Here is a 17,874-nt window from a genome sequence, read left to right as displayed (position 1 = left end):
TCGTACAATACAGTTACCGAAGACGGAAATGGCATTCTCATAAGTGCGGGCTGTACCGCACCGACGCGACGGGAGGTTTTACTGCAGGGCGGGGATGACCTCGTTGGCGAAGAGCTCGACACCGGACCGGTCGTAGGCGGCCTCGGGGAAGTAGCAGATGACGTACTCGCAGCCCAGGCCGCGCAGGCGCTGCAACGTCTCGACCACCTGCTCGACAGTTCCGGCGCCGGATCCCGGGCCGCTCATCGACGAGATCATCGCGTCGGTGGCCTGGTCGCCGGCCACACCGGAGATCCGGGAACGCACCCGCTCGAGCCGGTCCACGACGTCGGCCTCCGACGAACCGATCACCACGTTGACGTTGGAGGAGCGCACGATGGCATCGAAGTCGGTGCCGACGTCACGGCAGTGCCCGGCCAGGATCTGCGACTTGTTCTCGAAAACATCCGGGGCCGAGGCGAAGTTGGTGTACTGGGCGTACTTCGCCGCGATGCGGAGCGTCACCTTCTCACCCCCGCCGGCGATCCACAGTGGGATACCGTTGTCCTGCAACGGCCTCGGGGCGACGATCGCGCCGTCCACCTGATAGTGCTTGCCGTCGAAGCTCACCACGCCGTCGCGCCACGCGTCGCGCATGATCTGCACGCCCTCATCCAGGCGGGCCAGCCGCTCTCCGGCCGAAGGGAAGCCGTAACCGTATGCGCGCCACTCATGTTCGTACCAGCCGCCGCCGATGCCCATCTGCACCCGGCCACCGGAGATGATGTCGGCGGTGGCCGCCACCTTGGCGAGGTACACCGGGTTGCGGTAGCTCATGGCGGTACACATCTGGCCGAGTTTGATTCGCGACGTGGTGGCCGCGTACGCCGACATCAAAGACCACGCTTCGTGGGTGGCTTCATTGCTGGGCACCGGCACGGTGTGGAAGTGGTCATACACCCACAGTGAATCCCACGCCTCGGTGTTGTCGGCGTACGTGGCGAGCTCGCTCATCACCGCCCACTGCTCTCTCGCGTCGATACCGACCAGATCCAGACGCCAGCCTTGCGGGATGAACAATCCGAAGCGCATGGGGTCCCACTTTAGCCCGATGCGGCAAGTGGGGTACGCCCCCCGCATCCCTGGCTGGACATCCTCGGCGTGCTGGGCCCGCCGATCGGTGCCATCATCGTTGTCGACCTGTTGCGGTCGCGGCGTGCGGCACTGACGAAGGAGAGCGCATGACCGTCACCATCGACGCCAACCCGTATGTCTGGCCGTACGACGGCGACATCCCGGCCGGGCGCACGGCGCTGATCAACATCGACTGGCAGGTCGACTTCTGCGGCAAGGGCGGCTACGTCGACGCGATGGGCTATGACCTGACGTTGACCCGCACACCGCTGGGCCCGGCTCAGGATGTCCTGCGCGCCGCGCGCGCCGCCGGCCTGTTCATCATCCACACCAGGGAGGGGCATCGGCCCGACCTGTCGGATCTCCCGCCGAACAAGCGGTGGCGCTCGGCGCAGATCGGAGCCGAGATCGGGTCACTCGGTCCGTGCGGCCGCATCCTGACCCGCGGCGAGCCAGGGTGGGAGCTGGTACCCGAAATGGCGCCGCTGCCAGGCGAACCCGTGATCGACAAGCCGGGAAAGGGCAGCTTCTACGCCACGGACCTGGAGCTGGTACTCAAGAGCAATCAGATCACCCACATCATCTTCACCGGGATCACCACCGATGTGTGTGTGCACACCACCATGCGTGACGCCAACGACCGGGGCTACGAATGCCTGGTGGTCTCCGATGCCACCGGCGCCACCGACTACGCCAACCACGTTGCGGCACTGAACATGATCACCATGCAGGGCGGGGTGTTCGGCGCGCATGCCACCAGCGCGGCCGTCATCGAGGCGCTGAGCCGACTACGCGCCACGGAAGCCGCCGCCGTCGGCTAATCGATCAGCCCCAACGTCGCGAGCGCCCCGGTGACCGCCGCGGCGCGGAGTGCCCCGGCGGGGGCGTCCGGGAACTGCAGGCAACAATCCTGCAGTCCGCCCAGGGCGATCACCGCCCGGACAGCTTGGTCGAGCGTCTGGTCGGGGCCGAAGATCAACCGCGCCAGGCGTTCGCGCCCCGCCAGCATGCTGTCGATCATGCCGAGATCGGCCAGCGTACTGAGTTCGGAGACCACCAGGATCAAGTCGGCGCGGCAGTCGTAGAAGTAATCGAAGTACCCCTCGAGCAGTTCACGCGGCGTCAGGTCGGCCCGCTGTTCACACGCCTGGACATAGCGCTCACCACCTTCGATCAGCGGCTGCACGATGCTACGTATCAGGGCCTCACGTGAGCTGAAGTGGTAGTAGAGCGCGGGCTTGGTGATGCCGAGCCGGGCGGCAATGTCCTGCAGGCTGGTGCGCTGCACGCCCTTGACCGCGAACAGCTCGCGCGCCACTTCCTGGATGCGCTGACGGGTGTCCGATCGTGGCGACGTCACGTACCCACCCTAACTGACCGATCGTTAAGTAAGCTGCTCGACGTAGCTTACCGATCGTTAAGTAAGGGGACGAGACATGCACGTTCTGATTTCCGGCGCCAGCATTGCGGGACCGGTCCTGGCCTACTGGCTTCACCACCGCGGATTCGACGTCACTGTGGTCGAACGAGCGCCCGCGCTGCGTAAAACCGGTGGCCACGCCATCGATCTGATCGGGCCCGCGATGACCATTGCCACCCAGATGGGGGTTCGCGACCGCGTGCTCGATCACGCCACCGGCACCCAAAGGCTGCTGTTCCACCGCGCGGGCGCCACCCGTGCTGCGCACATCGATTACCGCAAGGTGACCGCCGCCCTGTCGAAGCAGCATGTCGAGATCATGCGCGACGACCTCAGCGAGATCTTCTACGACGCCGGCCGTCACGACGTCGAATACATCTTCGGCGATCACATCACCGGAATCGGCGACGACGGGCTGGTGACGTTCGCCCACACCTGCCCTCGGCAGTTCGACCTCGTGGTCGGCGCCGACGGCCTGCACTCCGGGGTTCGTCGTCTCGTCTTCGGCGAGGACGCCGGGCACACCGAATTCCTGGGCGCCTACCTGGCCGTGGTGTCAGTCCCCAAAGCGTTTGCCCGCGAGGGCGATTCGACCGGATTCATCGATATCGGCCGTACTGCGATGATCTACACCGCCGACCATCTCGACGACGCCCGCGCCGTGTTCCTCTTCCGCCCTACCGATCCGTTCCGGTACGACCACCGCGACACCGCGAGCCACAAGCGGGTGCTGCGGCAGCGGTTCGGCGGGTTGTCCGCAGACGTGGACCGGTGGCTCGCCGAACTGGACGACACCCCGGCGTTCTACTTCGACGCGATCACCCAGCTGCAACTGACCACGTGGTCACGTCACCGGGTGACCCTGGTGGGCGACGCCGGCTACTGCCCCGGTCCCGCCGTGGGCGGCAGCACCAGCCTCGCGGTCGTGGGCGCCTATGTCCTGGCCGGCGAGTTGGAACGTGCGGGCACGGACCACACCGCGGCCTTCGCTGCCTACGAGAAGGTGATGCGCCCGGCGGTGATCGGCAGCCGCGCACTGGCCAAGAGCATGGCGAAAGGAATCCTGCCGTCCTCACGATGGGGTGTGCGGGCTCTGATCGGCGCTGGTCAGTTGATCTCACTGCTGCCCACACCCGTGACCGCGGCCCTGGCGGGCCTCAATGACAAGGGAATTCGGCTCTACGACTCGATCGAGATTCCCGAGTATGCCGTACCTGTCGGCCGTCGTGGCTAGCCTGGCGCCATGGCCCTTTCGCAAGAAGAACGTGAACAGTTCCTGGCCGAGCCGCACATCGCCGCGTTGGGTGTGAGTTCCGGCGACACGCACGGGCCCCTCACCGTGCCCATCTGGTATCAGTACACCCCGGGTGGCGAGCCGTGGATTCTCACCGGCCCGGCATCCCGCAAGGCGCGGCTGATCGAGGCCACGGGGTTCTTCTCCCTGATGGTCGACCGGCTCGAACCCACCACCCGCTACGTCGCGGTCGACGGCGCGGTCAGCCGTATCGAGCCGGGTACCGATGCCCAGGTCGAAGAGATGACGTACCGCTACCTCAGCGGGGAGGCCGCGGAAAGGTACCTGAAATTCGCCCACGAAAACCTGGGTGAGCACGTGGCCATCTACATGCAACCGCAGCGCTGGTTCTCGTCGGATCTGGGCAGCTTCTGAACACGTGCCGTCCCGTCACCGGCTGTTTCGACTGTTCTACCGTCTCGGGTTCACGCCCTGGGACGGACACCCACTGGCCGGAAGTCTGCGCACACTCGTCGAAAGCGGCCTCGAGCCGGGGCGGGCACTCGACATCGGCTGCGGTACCGGTGACAACTGCATCTACCTCGCCCAGCACGGCTGGCAGGTCACCGGTGTCGACTACGTGGCCCGGGCGGTCGAGCGGGCCCGCGCCAAGACCGCGGTAGCGGGTGTGGACGTCACCGTCCGCCGAGCCGATGCCACCCGGTTGCGCGCCGACGGCGTTGTTTCCCGGGAAGGCAGCGGTTTCGACCTGATCGTCGACAACGGGTGCTTGCACGGTATGAGCGACGACGACCGCGACGCCTACGTCCGGGAAGTCACCGCCGTCGCCGGCCCGGCCGCGCATCTGCTGCTCGTGGAGTTCGTACCGGGCGCGTCATTCGGGGTGCCCGGTATCGCACCCCAGGACGTGGAGCGGCGGTTCTCGGCGCACTGGATGTTGGTCTCCAGCGGAGACGAACCCGCGATGGACCACACCGGGAAGAACCCGGCGCGGTTCTACCTGTTCACCCGCCGCTGACACACGACAAAGCCCCTGCGACGCCGTTGTCACAGGGGCTTTGAAGTTTTGCGGCTAGGACAGCAGCGATGCCGGCGGGTTGAAACGCTCGCCGTAACGCTCGGCCAACTGCTTGGCGCGAGCCACGAACGCGTCCTTGCCGACGCCGAGCTCACCCTCGTAGCCCACGATGAACTGCGCGCTGCCCCCGGTGTAGGGCGGGAAACCGATGCCCATGATCGAGCCGATGTTGGCATCGGCGGTGGAGGTCAGCACACCCTCGTCAAGGCACTTCTGGGTCTCCAGAGCCTCGGCGAACAGCATGCGGTCGATCATGTCCTGCAATGGGATATCGGCAGAGCCCGACTTGAACGTGTCCGCCAGGCCTTCCCACAGGCCGACGCGCTTGCCGTCGACGTACTCGTAGAAGCCCGCCCCCTTGAGCCGCGACGGGCGGCCGGCCTCGATCATCGTGTTCACGACGGCCTCGGCCGGATGCGGCTCGTAGGTGGCCCCGGTCTCTTCGACGGCCACGCGGGTGGCGGTGGCGATCTTCTGCATCAGTTCCAGGTTCAGCTCGTCGGACAGCTGCAGCGGCGGGGCCGGGTAACCGGCCTGGGAACCCGCCTGCTCGATGCTGGCCGCGGGCACACCTTCGCCGAGCATGGCCAGCGCCTCGTTGACGAAGGTGCCGATGACGCGGCTGGTGAAGAAGCCGCGGCTGTCGTTGACCACGATGGGCGTCTTGCCGATGGCCAGCGTGTAGTCGAACACCCGGGCCAGCGCCTCGTCAGAAGTCTTCTCGCCCTTGATGATCTCCACCAGCGGCATCTTGTCCACCGGTGAGAAGAAGTGGATGCCGATGAAGTCCTCCTGGCGCTTGACGCCGGTGGCCAGCCCGGTGATGGGCAGCGTGGAGGTGTTGGAGCCCAGCAGCGCGTTGGGTTCGACGATGTCCTCGATCTCCTGGAACACCTTGTGCTTGAGTTCCTGGTTCTCGAAGACGGCCTCGATCACGAAGTCGACGCCCTTGAGGTCCTGCGGGTCACCGGTCGGGGTGATGCGGCCGAGGAGTGCCTTGGACTTTTCCTCGGTGGTGCGGCCACGCTCGAGTGCCTTGGCCTCCAACTTCTCGGAGTAGCCCTTGCCCTTCTGGGCGGCTTCGAGCGAAACGTCCTTGAGCACAACGTCATAACCGGCCTTGGCCGAGACGTAGGCGATGCCGGCGCCCATCATGCCCGCGCCCAGCACGCCGATCTTGCGGATCTCCTGCTTGGCGATGCCGTCGGGCCGCGAACCACCGGAGTTGATGTACTGCAGGTCCAGGAAGAACGCCTGGATCATGTTCTTGGCCACCTGGCCGGTGACCAGCGAGGTGAAGTAGCGGCTCTCGATGCGGGTGGCGGTGTCGAAGTCCACCTGCGCACCCTCGACGGCCGCGTCCAGGATCGCGCGCGGGGCCGGCATGGGAGCACCCTTGAGCTGCTTCTTCAACAGCGCCGGGAACGACGGCAGGATCGCGGCCAGCGCCGGGTGCGACGGCGTGCCGCCCGGCATCTTGTAGCCCTTCTGGTCCCACGGCTGGGTGTGCGCATCCGGGTTGGCTTTGATCCACGCCTTGGCGGCGGGCACCAATTCCTCGACGCTGGACACCAATTCGTCGACCAGGCCGATTTCCTTGGCCTTGCCGGGCTTGAACCGGGTGCCCTGCGAGAGCACCTCCATGAAGGCCTTCTGAATGCCGAACATGCGCACGGTGCGGGCCACGCCGCCACCACCGGGCAGCAGGCCCAGGGTGACCTCGGGCAGGCCGATGACGACACCCTTGACGTCGGCGGCGATGCGGTGATGGGTGGCCAGCGCGATCTCCAGGCCGCCGCCGAGCGCAGCGCCGTTGATGGCCGCGACCACGGGCTTGCCCAGGGTCTCCAGCTTGCGCAGGTCGGCCTTGATGAACTCCACCTCGGCGAACGAGGCCGCGGCGTCATCGGGGCCCACGTTGATCATGCCCTTGAGGTCACCGCCGGCGAAGAAGGTCTTCTTGGCGCTGGCGATCACCACGCCGGTGATCGAATCCTTTTCCGCGACAAGACGTTCCACCGTCTTGTGCATGGATTCCTTGTAGTGCTCGTTCATCACGTTGGCCGACCCGGTGGGGTCGTCCAACGTCAGCGTGACGATGCCGTCGGCATCCTGGTCCCACTTGATGGTGTTCTCAGCCATTGTTGTTCTCCCCTACACGCGCTCGATGATGGTGGCCACACCCATGCCGCCGCCGATGCACAGCGTGATCAGGGCACGCCGGGCGCCGCGGCGCTCGAGCTCGTCGACCATGGTTCCGGTGATCATGGCGCCGGTGGCGCCCAGCGGGTGGCCCATCGCGATGGCGCCACCGTTGACGTTGAGCTTCTCGTCCGGGATGCCCAGGTCCTTCTGGAACTTCAGCACCACGGAGGCGAACGCCTCGTTGAGCTCGAACAGGTCGATGTCGCCGACCGTCAGCCCGGCGCGGTCCAGCACCTTCCTGGTGGCCGGGGTGGGGCCGGTGAGCATGATGACGGGATCGGCGCCGCTGGTGGCGGTGGCCACGATGCGGGCGCGCGGGGTCAGTCCCTGCGACAGGCCGGCCTTCTCGGATCCGACGAGCACCAGGGCGGCGCCGTCCACGATGCCGGAGCTGTTGCCGCCGGTGTGGACGTGGTTGATCTTCTCTACCGAGTGGTACTTCTGCAGCGCCACATCGTCGAAGCCGCCCATGGCGCCGATGCCGTCGAACGCCGTCTTCAGCTTGGCCAGGCCTTCGAGGCTGCTGTCGGGGCGCATGTGCTCGTCATGGTCGAGCACGACGAGGCCGTTCTGATCCTTGACCGGGACGACGGACTTGGCGAAGTAACCGCCCGACCAGGCCGCGGCGGCCTTCTGCTGGCTGCGCAGTGCGTAGGCGTCGACGTCATCGCGGGAGAAGCCCTCGATGGTGGCGATCAGGTCGGCGCCGATGCCCTGCGGTACGAAGCCGATGCGGTAGTTGGTCTCGGGATCGGACGCCCAGGCGCCGCCGTCGGAGCCCATCGGGACGCGGCTCATGGATTCGACGCCACCGGCGAGCACCAGGTCGTCCCAGCCGGAGCGGACCTTCTGCGCGGCGGTGTTCACGGCTTCGAGGCCGGAGGCGCAGAAGCGGTTGAGCTGGAAGCCGCCGGTGGTTTCGGGCAGCTTGGCCACCAATGCGGCGGTGCGGGCGATATCGCCACCCTGGTCGCCGACGGGCGAGACGACGCCGAGGATGACGTCGCTGATCAGGTTCTCGTCCAGGTCGGGGTACCGAGCACGGATCTCGTCGATCAGGCCGACGACCAGGTTGACCGGCTTGATCTCGTTGAGGGAGCCGCCGCGCTGCTTGCCGCGCGGGGTACGAATGGCCTCGTAGATGAAGGCTTCTTCGGACATGTGCTGTCTCCAGGTCCTGTTCAGGTTGGTTGTCACGGGCATGCACCCGTGCTCTGACCGCGATGCTAGCAGCCTCGCCCAACCGTTTGGTTGGGAGCCTGGTCACGGCCGTGAACCTGCGCAGGACTTACGCCGACCGCGGCTCCTGCAACTCCGCCAACGTCGGGTAGTCGATGTAACCGGCCGGGCCGGGGGCATAGAACGTCGCGACGTCGGGTTCGTTGAGTTCGGCCCCCACGATCAGCCGCTCGATCAGGTCCGGGTTCGCCAGGAACGGACGGCCCACCGCCGCAGCGCTGATGACACCCCAGTCCGCGAGCTCCTCCAGCTGGCAGAAGCTGTCGTCGCGGTCGCGGCCGGTGTTGAGCACCACCGGCCCGGGCCACGCGCCGCGCAGCGCACCGAAGGCGGGATCCTCCGGGTGGATCAGCAGATGCAGGTACGCCAGATCCAGGGGCGCGATGCGGGCCAGAAGCGCGTCGTAGGTGCTCACGGTGTCGTTCTCGTGCATGTCACCGGCGCTGTTCCCAGGTGAGATCCGCAGACCCACCCGGCCCGCGCCGATCTCATCGGCGACGGCCTCGACCACCTCGGCCGTCAGGCGGGCCCGGTTCTCCGGCGAACCGCCGTATTCATCGGTGCGCTGATTCACCACATCCGACGAGAACTCGTGCAGCAGATAGCCGTTGGCGCCATGGATCTCCACCCCGTCCATCCCGGCGTCGACGGCGCGGCGTGCGGCAGAACGGAACTGCCCGACGATCGACTGGATCTCCGGGACGGTCAACGCCCGCGGTACCGGCAGTGGTTTCTTGCCTTCTGGTGTGTGCGTCAGCATGTCCGCGGCGATGGGCGACGGACCCACGGTCTCGAAACCGCTGATGTCAGGATGCGCCATCCGGCCGACGTGCCACAGCTGCACGAACATCTTGCCGCCGGCCTGATGCACCGCCGAGGCGATCTCGGACCACTTCTCTTGATGGCGGTCGGTGTAGATGCCGGGGGTGTTCATGTAGGCACCGTTGGCTTGCTCACACACGGCGGTGGCCTCGGAGATGATGAGGCCGGCAGCGGCGCGCTGCGCGTAGTACTGCGCGGCCAGGGACGACGGTGTGCCATCGGCGTCGGCGCGTGATCTGGTCAACGGCGCCATGAAGATTCGGTTCTCGGCAGCGGTGTCACCGATCTGGATGGTTTTCAGCAGCGCTGAGTCACTGGCGAGGGTGAAGGTCATGCTGGACTAAAGCGCACGCAGCGGCTCATCCATTCCCCGGTGTGATTGCCGGGCCGTAGCCAGCGGTGGCGTCGTGGACGATGATGGTCCGATGGCACAGGAGCTGGCTTCACGGCCCACCCGGGTGAACGGATGAGCCACTTCGCGGTATTGGGAGCCACCGGCGCACAAGGTGGCGCGGTGGTCACGGCGCTGCTGGAGCAGGGGGCGACGGTCCGTGGCATCACCCGCCGCACCGACTCGCGCGCAGCGCGGCAGCTGGCCGCTGCCGGGGTTGAGGTGGTCGCCGCCGACCTGTCCGATCCGGGCTCCGTGACGGCGGCGTTGCGCGGAGTCGACGGGGCCTACGCGCTGACGACGCCGTTCGAGGACGGTCCGGACGCCGAGGTGACGCAGGGCAGGACGATTGTGGATGCCGCGCTGGCAGCCAAGGTGCCGCACCTGGTGTTCTCGTCGGTGGCCGATGCCGATCAGCACACCGGTATTCCGCATTTCGAGAGCAAGGCCCGAGTGGAGGCGGCACTGGCCGAGTCCGGGCTGTCCTACACCATCGTGGGTCCGTCCTACTTCTACGACAACATGCTCGGAGGCCTTGCCGACATCGCAGCGGGGGTGTTGGCACTCCCGCTGCCCGCGGACGTCAAGCTGCAGCAGTTGTCACGCCGGGATCTCGGTCGCTTCGTGGCCGCTGCGCTGGCCGATCCCGATCGCGTCCGCGGTGCGCGTATCGACATCGCCTCCGACGAGCCGACACCCCAGGACATGGCCTCCGCGCTTTCCGGGGCGCTGGGCCGGCCGGTGCGGCTGGCCACCAGCGACCCCGACGACATCGGCTCCGAGGACATGCGAGCGATGTTCGGCTTCCTGGCCCGCAGCGGATACACCGTCGACATCGCGACACTGCATACCCGGTATCCGCAAATCGGGTGGCAGAGCTTCACCGACTGGATCAACACCGATCTGCTGCCGCTGTTGCGCTGACGCAGATCAGAACCGTTCTCCGACAAGCTCTTCGCTCTTGGCCCACAAACGTTGAGCGCGAACGGGATCCAGCGCATAGGACATCACGCCGTCTCCGATGCCGGGCGAGTCGTCGACGTGGGCGACATGGCCCAGACGGGTGTGGCAGCCCCAGCCAATTCAGTCGCGAATACACCCGCCATTTCGGGCGAGCCCCGAAACGCGACAGCGCCTCCCTGCGCGGCGGCCTCGACACCACCGACGGGCCGCTCTAGTTGTCACCGCTCCCGATCACCGCGGTGACGCGAATCTCGACACGCATCTTCGGCGCCGCCAGCACGGAGACACCGGTCTGGGTCCAGATCGGTGCCCGGTCGGGCATCCACTTGCGGAACTGAGCGGTCATGACGCTGTTGTGGGCACCGGTGATGACTTCCGGCTCACTGGCCACGTGATAGGAGTTCACGTGCACGACGTCGCGCCAGCTTGCGCCGGCCGTAGCGAGTGTGCGTTCCACGTTCTCGAACGCCCGCGCGATCTCCTCTTCGAGGGAGTCGGGGAAGTTCAGATCGTCGTCCCAGCCACCTTGGCCGGAGATCTCGACGCGGTTCCCGATGCGCACGGCCTGGCTGTAGTGCAGAGACTCCCGGAACTTCTCGCCGTACCCGGGTGTGACGAAGAACTCGACCTCGGACATGACCGACCACCTCTCATCATTACTTCACGCTTGAACTGACACTAACACCCAATGACTTCATGCGTGAAGTTATTCCAAGGAGACGAGGCGCCCGATAGTGTGCAGGAATGGCTCGCAGCGAGAAACCGAAGTGGCTCACGCAGGAGGAGAAGGAGGCGTGGACGGGGCTGGTCTCACTGATGCTGTTGATGCCGGGCAAGCTCGAATCGTCGCTACGACACCTGGATCTGACACTGTTCGAGTACCTGACGTTGAGCCACATCTCCGAAGCGCCGCAGCGCCGAATCCGCATGAGCGAATTGGCGTTCCTGGCCAACGGATCCCTGTCCCGGTTGTCGAACGTCGTGAAGCGGTTCGAGCAGCGCGGCTGGGCCACCCGCTCCCCCGACCCGGATGACGGGCGGTACACCATTGCCGCGCTCACCGACGCGGGCTACCGACTGGTGGTCGAGGCGGCTCCGATCCACGTGGCGTCCGTGCGGGAATTCGTTCTGGACCCCCTGTCCCCCACGGACCTGCGCGCCCTGACCCGCATCGCCGACAGACTGCGGGTGGTCCCGCCCGGGCTCGGGTAGCCGCGGGCGCGGCCGGGCCTACAGACTGAATGCGCGCGGAGGCCCGGCCAAGCTTGCCTTGGCCTCCGCCGCCAGCGGGTCGAGGATCTCGATATCACCGGCCTCCAGACCGTCGAGTGCCAGCCGTACCAGGTCCTCGGGATCGGTCACCGCGCCGTCGGCGAATTCGATGCCGTGCGCTTCCGCGAAGTCGAAAAGCGTTTGGGTGCCTACCAATCCGGGGACCAGGGCAGCGACGTGCGTGCCCTGCGCCTGCAGTTCCAGCCGCACGCCGTTGGTCAGACCCCACTCCGCCGATTTTGCAGCGGCATACGCGGTGTTGCCGTCAACGGTGGTCCACGCCGCGGCCGACAGCACGTTGAGGATGGCGCCGCCTCCATTGCGCGCCAGGACGGGGGCGAACGCCCGGATCATCGCGAGGGTGCCGTAGTAATTCGAATCCATGGTGGACCGAATGGCAGCCAGATCACCGGTCACCAGATTGCCGCCGGCGGTGTCGGCAGCATTGTTGACCAGCAGGTTCACGTCATCGGCCAGCGCCGCAGCCGCGTCGACCGATGCCTGGTCGGTGATGTCGAGCCGCACCACCTCGGCACCGGCGACGTCGACCAGTTCGGGGCGCCGCGCCGTCGCGTACACCTTGGCTCCTCGCCGAAGCAGCTCGACAGCGAAGTAATGACCGATCCCCCTGTTCGCACCTGTCACCAGCGCCGTCGCTCCACGCAAATCCATGTGTCCTCCAACGAGATTCAAGAATCGAGAAAGTGACCAATCGGTCATGTTGTCGCACCCACGCTGCCATAAGATGACCGTGCGGTCAACTTGCTAGGCTGGCGGGATGACCTCGACCCGTCCCGTGCGCGCGGATGCTGCCCGCAATCGGGAGTCGCTGTTGGCCGCTGCGGAGGACGAATTCGCCGAACGAGGCCTGTCCGCTTCGGTCGCCGACATCGCGCGTCGAGCCGGCGTGGCCAAGGCAACGGTGTTCCGGCATTTCGCCACGAAAGAGGATCTGATCGCGTCCATCGTCGTGCAGCACATCACGGCGCTCACCGACGCGGCACGTCGGCTTGCCGACGCGACCGATCCTGGAGCGGCACTGCTGGAGTTCCTGACCGTCGCCGCCGACCAGCGCCAGCGCCACGATCTGACCTTCCTTCAGTCAGCCAGCGAACGCGATCCGCGGGTGACCGAGGTTCGCGACCAGCTGCACCAGAACCTCGAGACGCTGGTGGCCCGGGCGCGTGAAAGCGGTGCCATCCGGTCCGACATCACCGAAGCCGATGTCTTCCTGATGATGTGCGCGCCGGTTCACGTCGTCGAAAACCTCTCCGCCCCCGCACCATTGCTGTGGCAGCGGTACCTTGCCATCATGTTCGACGGGCTGCGCCCCCAAGGCGCACACCCGCTCCCCCAGCCGGCGCCGATTTTGCCGTAGCGCTCGGCGGTAAGCGCGGTGAGCGGCACACGCCGCTCACCGCGAGCCGGGCTAATTCGCCGCGGGACTGGAGGCCGAGGCGATCTCGACTTCGGCCGTCGCCTGAATCAGGGCGAGCAGTTCTTTGTCCAGGCCAGGAGCGAACTCTTCCCGGCGTTCCGGTGCAATCGTGATGGGGACGCCCTGCGGCATGATCGCCGTACTGAGTTCGGTGCCGTCGTTGGACGGGGAAGCACCGCGATACAACTTGGCGGCCTGGCTCTGTTCGTCGGCGCTGAAGGTGTACTGAATGGACTGCAGTCCCAGGTCGAGCAGTTTCTTCACCTCGGGGAACTGCTCGGCATTGGTCTTCGGAATCGGTAGCACCGAACCCCAGTTGACGCCCAGGCTCTCCAACGCCTTGGCAAACGCGTTCTCGTGCGCCTGGTCACGCACGATCAGGTACGCGATGGTGGAACGCGCCGCCTTGTTGTCGGTCATCTCATAGATCCGGCACTTCTGCAGCCGGCCCGTCGACTCGAGCATCAGGTTGTACAGCAGGTCCAACACCAGGTTGCCGCTGTTGTATACGTAGGAACCCAGCCACGGATTGCCGGCCGCATCGACCGGCAGCGCGCCCTGCGCACCCACCAGGTAGTGGTGAATGTTGCTGTGGTCCAAGGCGATCTTCAGCGGTGTGGCGCCTTTGGCGCCCGGCTCGTCCACCGGATCGGTTTTCTTGCCCTTGTATTCCGGTGAACCGTCGAGCAGTCGGGCGATGGTGGTGCCGATCAGTTCGACGTGACTGATCTCTTCCGTGCCGACCCCTTGCAGCAGGTCCTTGTACGGCTTGGAATTCGGGTCGCCCCGGAAGTTCATACTCTGGAACAGATACTGCATCATCGTGCGCATCTCGCCGAACTGTCCGCCCAGCCCTTCTTGCAACGCGTTTGCCGCGGCGGGATCCGGCTCGTCGACTGCGATCTCGTTGATCAGTTGCTCGGTGTGCAAATACACAAGTTTCTCCTTTGTGGTCACCCGCTGCGTTGCAGCGTGCCGTCATCACGCAGATCGCTCAATGACTAGGCCTGCCAACATCGTTCGATGAACGCGACACCGGGTGTGCCGTGTTGTCCATCGCCGCGTATTGCCGCAGCAGCGTTCTACGAACGCGACCGATCCCCGTGCTGGAAACGATGGCAGGTCTGGTGTTCCCTCCGGAATCCACCTCAAACTCGGATCAGATCAAGATCGTCAGCGGATTCTCGATCCGTCGCACGAATGCGGCCATCCACTGCGCCGCCACCGCTCCGTCGATCACCCGGTGATCGGCCGACAGCGTGACGGTCATGACGGTGCCCACCTCCAGCGCGCCGCCGCTGACGACGGGTTTCTGCACGGCGGCCCCGACGGCGAGAATGCCGGAGTGCGGGGGGTTCAGGATCGCCGAGAACTCCGTGACGCCGTACATGCCGAGGTTGGACACCGAGAAGCTGCCGCCTTCGAGTTCCTGCTGTTTGATCTTGCCGTCCCGGGCACGGCCGGCCAGGTCAGCCACTTCGGCGGCGATCGCCGAGATGGGCAGCCGGTCGACACCACGCAGGACCGGGGTGAGCAGTCCGCCGTCGACGGCCACCGCCACCGCGATGTCTGCGCTGTCGAACCGGCGGATCGACTCACCGTTCCAGATGGAGTTCGCCTCGGGCACCTCCACCAGAGCGCCGGCGACTGCCTTGAGCACGAAGTCGTTCAGCGACACCTTGACGGGTCCGGCCTCGTTCACCTTGCCGCGCAACTCGAGTAGCGCGTCCACCCGGCAGTCCGCGATGACGTAGAAGTGCGGCACCGTGGTCTTGCTCTCGGTGAGCCGCCGCGCGATGGCCTTGCGCATCCCGGTCAGTGGAATATCGACGAAGCCGGTGTCCTCTCTGGGCGCCGCCTTGGCCGCCGGCGCGGGAACCGGAGCGGGTTCGGCGACCGGCAGCCGATCCAGATCCCGCCGCACGATGCGTCCGCCGGGTCCGGTCCCGGTGACGGACTCGAGATCAATGCCTTTCTCCCGGGCGATCTTCCGGACCAGGGGGGTGGCGAAAAGCCGTCGCCCATTCGTCTGCGGTGCCGCCGCTGAGGCGGCGGTGGCGGTCTCGGCGACCTTTTCGATCACCGGCGCTGCCGACTCCGGGTCACGGGCGCTCACATCGAGCGCGTCCGCCGTCTCGCCGGGCGCTGCCACCACCGCGATCGGTTCACCGACGGCAATCGTCGCACCGGGTTCGGCGATCAGCTGCGCCAGCACCCCTTCGACCTCGGCGGCGTACTCGACAACCGCCTTCTCCGTCTCGATCTCGGCGATGGGGTCACCGATGCTGATCTCTTGGCCGACGGATACCAGCCAGGTCTGGATGATCGCCTCGCTGGTGTTGGCCAGCACCTCCGGCATGCGCACCACGGTGGCCATCAGAGCGCACCCATCGCGGCGCGCATCTTCTCCAGCCCCGCCACGATGTCCTCGGTTCCGGCGATGGCAGCACGCTCCAGCACTCGCGAGATGCTCGGCGAGGCCTCCTCCCCCGACACCCTCTCGACGGGTTGGTCCAGCCAGTCGAACAGCCTGCGTTGGATCTCGTCGGCCAGCCAACCGCCGTAGGAACTGCCGCGGGCACCCTGCTCGACGATCAGTACGGCGTTGGTCTTCTTGACGCTGGCCTCGATGGTGTCCCAGTCGAGCGAGGCGCGGTCCAGCCAGCGCAGGTCGATCAGTTCGGCGTCGATCCCGGTCTGCGTGATCGCCTCGGCGCACCGCGACACCATGGACAGATAGCTGATGACGGTGACGTCGTTGCCCGCCCGGCGGATCGCGGCCCGCCCGGGCGGGATGATGTAGTCCAGTTCGCCCTCGGGGACCCGGTCAGCGGTGCCGTACAGGTCGACGTGCTCGATCACCAGCACGGGATCCTGGAGCGCCAGAGCAGCATTCATCAGCCCCACGTAATCGGCCGCGGTGGACGGGGCGACGATGCGCCAGCCCGGGCTGGTGGCGAAGATCCCGGCGGGATCCATCAGGTGCTGAGAACCGTAGCCGGATCCCATCGCAACCTTGGTTCGCAACACGAACGGGACGGGGTTGTCGCCGCCGAACATGTGCCGCGCCTTGCCGATCTGGTTGAACACCTGGTCGGCGGCCACCCACATGAAGTCCGGGTACATGAACTCCACCACCGGCCGGAAGCGACCGTCGAGCGCCAGGCCACCGCCTAGCCCGGTGAAGGCGTTCTCACTGATGGGCGTACCGACCAGCCGGTTCTCCCCGTACTTGGCCAGCCCCTTGGTGGCGCCGTTGGTGCCGCCGCCCAGGCGGTGCACGTCTTCACCGAAGATCACGATGCGCTCGTCGGTGCTCATCCGGCGGTCCATCACGCCAGACACTGCTTCCACGAATTTCACTGTGCGCCAGCTACCTTCGTATTCGGTGGGTTCCAGCACGTCGAGCGACGACAGCTCGCTGGCGTCACCGCGGACACCGACGTTGACGAACCCGGGATCTGGCCACAGCTCGGGGCGGATACGGCGCTTGCCCGCCGAATCCGGGTCGGGTTCCAGCAGGTGTGACACCGCCTCCGCCATGGCGTCCTGCGCCTGGCGGCGCAGCTGCGCTACCCCGGCCTCGTCGATCAGGCCGAGCTTGGTCATCTCGGCGGCGGTCCGCTCCAGCGGGTCGCGACTGCGCCATAACGCTTCCTCGGCCTTGTCGCGGTAACCGAAGGCACTGCCCGGGTAGGGGCCGTTCTGATGGAAGAACCGGTACACCTCGGCCTCGATCACCGCGGGTCCGTCACCGCTGCGCATTCGCTCCGCAGCCTGCTCGGTGGCCAGATGGACCGCCAGTGGATCCATTCCGTCGACTCGCCAGCCGGGGATACCGAAGCCCTGGCCACGCACCGAGAGCCGCGGGTCGGCGGTGATCTCGTCCACCCGCGTGGACACCGCGTACAAGTTGTTCTCGATGAAGAAGCAGAACGGCAGCTTCCAGGCCGCCGCCAGGTTCATCGATTCGAGGACGGAACCGATCTGACTGGACCCGTCACCGAAGTAGCTGATGGTGAGGTCGGTGGTGCCACTGTGCTTTTGCGCCCATGCATTACCGGCGCCCATCGGCACGCCACCGCCGACGATCGCATTGGTGCCCAGCGCCCCGGCTTCGAACCACTGCAGGTGCATCGAGCCTCCGCGCCCCCGGCAGTACCCCTGGGCGAGGCCGAGGATTTCGGCCAGCGTGCGCTGCAGCACGCGCTGGATCTTGGGGGTGACGGGCGCGGCGGGGTCGATGGCTCCGCCCGACACATGTGTGAGCGCTTTGGCCAGGAACTGGTGGTGCCCGCGGTGAGAGCCGTTGACGGCATCGGCGGAGCGCAGGCCGACGATGGATCCAACCGCGCCGCCCTCCTGCCCGATGCTGGAGTGAGCCGGGCCGTGAACCAGCCCCTCGCCGGCGAGTTCGAGGACGGTCTCCTCGAATGCCCGGATCAAGTGCAGCTCGGCCAGCATCGTGCCGAGAAGCGCCGGGTCAGCGGCTTTCCAGTCCTCGTCGGTGGTCGTCAGTTCGATCCACGGGGAGCCCGTTTCCAGGCGGGTTTCGGTTGGCATGACCCTCATCTCCATCGACCGAACGGTCTGGGTGCAGTGTTGTGACGCGGGTCCCACCCTATCGTGATTGGATACACTTTGGCCAGTTTCGCTTCAGAAATGGCCAGAAACAGGC

17 protein-coding genes are annotated in these 17,874 nt (G+C 66.4%); 7 read left to right on the top strand and 10 right to left on the bottom strand.

Going from position 1 to position 17,874, the window contains the following annotated elements; genetic code table 11:
• Positions 1-78 precede the first annotated feature (78 nt).
• Positions 79-1,071, bottom strand: coding sequence for an LLM class F420-dependent oxidoreductase (locus NL241_RS04685; RefSeq protein ID WP_494396905.1), 993 nt, complete (start codon positions 1,069-1,071; stop codon positions 79-81).
• Between the two features lie 149 nt (positions 1,072-1,220).
• Here NL241_RS04685 and biuH point away from each other — a divergent pair, with 149 nt between their 5' ends.
• Positions 1,221-1,934 (top strand): biuret amidohydrolase, encoded by a 714-nt coding sequence (gene biuH, locus NL241_RS04680; protein ID WP_487697298.1) that lies wholly within the window; start codon positions 1,221-1,223, stop codon positions 1,932-1,934.
• Here the strand turns inward: biuH and NL241_RS04675 are convergent.
• A complete protein-coding gene (locus tag NL241_RS04675; RefSeq protein WP_494396904.1) occupies positions 1,931-2,473 on the bottom strand; it encodes a TetR/AcrR family transcriptional regulator in 543 nt (180 codons plus the stop codon). The two genes, biuH and NL241_RS04675, sit on opposite strands and share 4 nt — an antisense overlap.
• 76 nt (positions 2,474-2,549) lie before the next feature.
• On the opposite strand from NL241_RS04675, the gene NL241_RS04670 reads away from it, so the two are divergent.
• The 3 genes from NL241_RS04670 to NL241_RS04660 are packed head-to-tail and all read left to right on the top strand — an operon-like array spanning position 2,550 to position 4,806.
• A complete protein-coding gene (locus NL241_RS04670; protein ID WP_494396903.1) occupies positions 2,550-3,767 on the top strand; it encodes an FAD-dependent monooxygenase in 1,218 nt (405 codons plus the stop codon).
• 9 nt (positions 3,768-3,776) lie between these two features.
• The gene (locus NL241_RS04665; protein WP_487697302.1) at positions 3,777-4,202 is read left to right on the top strand and encodes a pyridoxamine 5'-phosphate oxidase family protein; all 426 of its coding nucleotides are present in this window, start codon (positions 3,777-3,779) and stop codon (positions 4,200-4,202) included.
• A gap of 4 nt (positions 4,203-4,206) precedes the next feature.
• A complete protein-coding gene (locus NL241_RS04660; RefSeq protein ID WP_487697304.1) occupies positions 4,207-4,806 on the top strand; it encodes a class I SAM-dependent methyltransferase in 600 nt (199 codons plus the stop codon).
• A gap of 54 nt (positions 4,807-4,860) precedes the next feature.
• Here NL241_RS04660 and NL241_RS04655 read toward each other — a convergent pair whose 3' ends face one another.
• The 3 genes from NL241_RS04655 to NL241_RS04645 all read right to left on the bottom strand — a co-directional run bounded on the left by NL241_RS04655 (position 4,861) and on the right by NL241_RS04645 (position 9,466).
• Positions 4,861-7,008 (bottom strand): 3-hydroxyacyl-CoA dehydrogenase NAD-binding domain-containing protein, encoded by a 2,148-nt coding sequence (locus tag NL241_RS04655; RefSeq protein ID WP_487697306.1) that lies wholly within the window; start codon positions 7,006-7,008, stop codon positions 4,861-4,863.
• A gap of 12 nt (positions 7,009-7,020) precedes the next feature.
• A complete protein-coding gene (locus NL241_RS04650; RefSeq protein ID WP_494396902.1) occupies positions 7,021-8,232 on the bottom strand; it encodes an acetyl-CoA C-acetyltransferase in 1,212 nt (403 codons plus the stop codon).
• A 127-nt stretch (positions 8,233-8,359) separates the two neighbouring features.
• The gene (locus NL241_RS04645) at positions 8,360-9,466 is read right to left on the bottom strand and encodes an alkene reductase (protein ID WP_494396901.1); all 1,107 of its coding nucleotides are present in this window, start codon (positions 9,464-9,466) and stop codon (positions 8,360-8,362) included.
• A gap of 132 nt (positions 9,467-9,598) precedes the next feature.
• Between NL241_RS04645 and NL241_RS04640 the strand changes: the two genes are divergently transcribed.
• On the top strand, positions 9,599-10,447 hold the full coding sequence (locus tag NL241_RS04640; RefSeq protein ID WP_494396900.1) for an NmrA/HSCARG family protein: 849 nt from the start codon (positions 9,599-9,601) through the stop codon (positions 10,445-10,447).
• Positions 10,448-10,697: 250 nt separating this feature from the next.
• On the opposite strand, the gene NL241_RS04635 is transcribed toward NL241_RS04640, so the two are convergent.
• Complete coding sequence (locus NL241_RS04635) at positions 10,698-11,123, bottom strand: RidA family protein (RefSeq protein WP_487697312.1); 426 nt, start codon at positions 11,121-11,123, stop codon at positions 10,698-10,700.
• A 107-nt stretch (positions 11,124-11,230) separates the two neighbouring features.
• On the opposite strand from NL241_RS04635, the gene NL241_RS04630 reads away from it, so the two are divergent.
• Positions 11,231-11,698 (top strand): MarR family winged helix-turn-helix transcriptional regulator, encoded by a 468-nt coding sequence (locus tag NL241_RS04630; RefSeq protein WP_494396899.1) that lies wholly within the window; start codon positions 11,231-11,233, stop codon positions 11,696-11,698.
• Positions 11,699-11,716: 18 nt separating this feature from the next.
• Here NL241_RS04630 and NL241_RS04625 read toward each other — a convergent pair whose 3' ends face one another.
• Positions 11,717-12,430: an SDR family NAD(P)-dependent oxidoreductase gene (locus tag NL241_RS04625; protein ID WP_487697316.1), complete on the bottom strand. Its 714-nt coding sequence runs from the start codon at positions 12,428-12,430 to the stop codon at positions 11,717-11,719.
• A gap of 106 nt (positions 12,431-12,536) precedes the next feature.
• On the opposite strand from NL241_RS04625, the gene NL241_RS04620 reads away from it, so the two are divergent.
• Entirely contained in the window at positions 12,537-13,136 is a 600-nt protein-coding gene (locus tag NL241_RS04620) for a TetR/AcrR family transcriptional regulator (RefSeq protein ID WP_487697317.1), read from the top strand.
• Positions 13,137-13,187: 51 nt separating this feature from the next.
• On the opposite strand, the gene NL241_RS04615 is transcribed toward NL241_RS04620, so the two are convergent.
• The 3 genes from NL241_RS04615 to NL241_RS04605 all read right to left on the bottom strand — a co-directional run bounded on the left by NL241_RS04615 (position 13,188) and on the right by NL241_RS04605 (position 17,759).
• Positions 13,188-14,132 (bottom strand): manganese catalase family protein, encoded by a 945-nt coding sequence (locus NL241_RS04615; RefSeq protein WP_487697319.1) that lies wholly within the window; start codon positions 14,130-14,132, stop codon positions 13,188-13,190.
• Positions 14,133-14,355: 223 nt separating this feature from the next.
• On the bottom strand, positions 14,356-15,573 hold the full coding sequence (locus NL241_RS04610; protein WP_494396898.1) for a dihydrolipoamide acetyltransferase family protein: 1,218 nt from the start codon (positions 15,571-15,573) through the stop codon (positions 14,356-14,358).
• Positions 15,573-17,759, bottom strand: coding sequence for an alpha-ketoacid dehydrogenase subunit alpha/beta (locus tag NL241_RS04605; protein WP_494396897.1), 2,187 nt, complete (start codon positions 17,757-17,759; stop codon positions 15,573-15,575). The genes NL241_RS04610 and NL241_RS04605 overlap by 1 nt, the downstream gene beginning before the upstream one ends.
• Positions 17,760-17,874: the final 115 nt, after the last annotated feature.

The organism is Mycolicibacterium sp. SMGY-1XX, from assembly GCF_059132455.1.
This window is presented reverse-complemented; position numbering and strand designations above follow the sequence as displayed.

Bases quoted from the DNA above. Each gene is read 5' to 3' on its own strand.
- NL241_RS04685 (WP_494396905.1), bottom strand. From the start codon at position 1,071: ATGCGCTTCGGATTGTTCATCCCGCAAGGCTGGCGTCTGGATCTGGTC.
- biuH (WP_487697298.1), top strand. From the start codon at position 1,221: ATGACCGTCACCATCGACGCCAACCCGTATGTCTGGCCGTACGACGGC.
- NL241_RS04670 (WP_494396903.1), top strand. From the start codon at position 2,550: ATGCACGTTCTGATTTCCGGCGCCAGCATTGCGGGACCGGTCCTGGCC.
- NL241_RS04665 (WP_487697302.1), top strand. From the start codon at position 3,777: ATGGCCCTTTCGCAAGAAGAACGTGAACAGTTCCTGGCCGAGCCGCAC.
- NL241_RS04655 (WP_487697306.1), bottom strand. From the start codon at position 7,008: ATGGCTGAGAACACCATCAAGTGGGACCAGGATGCCGACGGCATCGTC.
- NL241_RS04650 (WP_494396902.1), bottom strand. From the start codon at position 8,232: ATGTCCGAAGAAGCCTTCATCTACGAGGCCATTCGTACCCCGCGCGGC.
- NL241_RS04645 (WP_494396901.1), bottom strand. From the start codon at position 9,466: ATGACCTTCACCCTCGCCAGTGACTCAGCGCTGCTGAAAACCATCCAG.
- NL241_RS04640 (WP_494396900.1), top strand. From the start codon at position 9,599: ATGAGCCACTTCGCGGTATTGGGAGCCACCGGCGCACAAGGTGGCGCG.
- NL241_RS04635 (WP_487697312.1), bottom strand. From the start codon at position 11,123: ATGTCCGAGGTCGAGTTCTTCGTCACACCCGGGTACGGCGAGAAGTTC.
- NL241_RS04630 (WP_494396899.1), top strand. From the start codon at position 11,231: ATGGCTCGCAGCGAGAAACCGAAGTGGCTCACGCAGGAGGAGAAGGAG.
- NL241_RS04625 (WP_487697316.1), bottom strand. From the start codon at position 12,430: ATGGATTTGCGTGGAGCGACGGCGCTGGTGACAGGTGCGAACAGGGGG.
- NL241_RS04620 (WP_487697317.1), top strand. From the start codon at position 12,537: ATGACCTCGACCCGTCCCGTGCGCGCGGATGCTGCCCGCAATCGGGAG.
- NL241_RS04610 (WP_494396898.1), bottom strand. From the start codon at position 15,573: ATGGCCACCGTGGTGCGCATGCCGGAGGTGCTGGCCAACACCAGCGAG.
- NL241_RS04605 (WP_494396897.1), bottom strand. From the start codon at position 17,759: ATGCCAACCGAAACCCGCCTGGAAACGGGCTCCCCGTGGATCGAACTG.